This window comes from Haemophilus sputorum CCUG 13788 (genome assembly GCF_000238795.1).
GTDB lineage: Bacteria > Pseudomonadota > Gammaproteobacteria > Enterobacterales > Pasteurellaceae > Haemophilus_A > Haemophilus_A sputorum.
Genome location: NZ_AFNK01000061.1, coordinates 1 through 489 on the forward strand (window position 1 = coordinate 1; position 489 = coordinate 489).

Annotated in this window: 1 protein-coding gene; it reads right to left on the minus strand. The window is 40.8% G+C overall.

What is annotated here, in order from left to right:
- Window positions 1–138: 138 nt before the first annotated feature.
- The gene (gene hha, locus HSP_RS0108115) at window positions 139–345 is read right to left on the minus strand and encodes a hemolysin expression modulator Hha (protein WP_000850854.1); all 207 of its coding nucleotides are present in this window, start codon (window positions 343–345) and stop codon (window positions 139–141) included.
- Window positions 346–489: the final 144 nt, after the last annotated feature.

Genomic DNA, 489 nt, shown 5'->3' on the forward strand with positions numbered 1-489 from the left:
TACTCTGTGACTATTAAGATAGCCTGCCAGATATCCATTTCAGACAGGCTATATACAGGGTTCAATTCATTCTATGAAAGGTGTATAGGGATTGCTGATGTTTGTGTCGATCAAAAATCCAATATTAATAGATGAGAACTAATATACATATTTCCAGACGGATGGGGGGATTTTATCGTAGAGTTTATTCATTGTGAGTTCTGCAAGCCTGTGATCGGCGGCGGCATTAAACGACTCAAGCTCAGAAGGGGGGAGGCTGTTTTGGTTTTTTTCAATAATCTTTTCAAGTGTGTCGAGTGTTGAGCAACGTCTTAACTGAAAGAGCCAGTCTTGTTTTGTTTTCATTGTACAATTCCTGAAGAACATCCTTGCCCTATAATAGCTACAACGATGTTTGATTTCTACTGCTGGGTTTATTGACGGGAGAGCGGGCAGAAGAAAGCCGCTGCCGCGCCCCCGTTNTTATCGGAAGTAAATATTATAATTAGT

Excerpts from the sequence above, each read along its gene's own strand:
- hha (WP_000850854.1), bottom strand. The coding sequence starts at position 345 with ATGAAAACAAAACAAGACTGGCTCTTTCAGTTAAGACGTTGCTCAACA.